The organism is Actinoplanes rectilineatus, from assembly GCF_000962825.1.
Lineage (GTDB): Bacteria > Actinomycetota > Actinomycetes > Mycobacteriales > Micromonosporaceae > Actinoplanes > Actinoplanes rectilineatus.
In genome coordinates, this window is sequence record NZ_JZKF01000273.1 from 1 (window position 1) to 319 (window position 319).

Below are 319 nucleotides of genomic sequence, written 5' to 3' on the forward strand. Positions count from 1 at the left end.
GCCGAAGTCGATCACCTTGATGCCGCCGCGGGCCATCAGCACGTTGCCCGGCTTCAGATCCCGGTGGATCACGCCCGCGCCGTGGATCGCCGTCAGCGCGGTGGCCACACCGACCGCGACCTGGTGCAGTTCGGCGCCGGACATCGGGCCGAGCTTCTTGATGTCCGCGGCCAGGCTCGGCCCGTCGATGTACTCGACGACCAGGTAGGGCGGCTCGTGATCCGGGTCGGCGTCCAGGACCTCGGCGGTGGAGAACGGCGGGACCTGCTTGGCCCGCGTCACCTCACTGCGGAACCGGCCCCGGAACTCGCTGTCGTGC

General features: G+C 70.5%; 1 protein-coding gene. It reads right to left on the reverse strand.

Annotated features, from left to right (window positions below):
- The coding region (locus WH85_RS46390) for a serine/threonine protein kinase (protein ID WP_045748618.1) at positions 1–319 on the reverse strand (319 nt) is incomplete at both ends.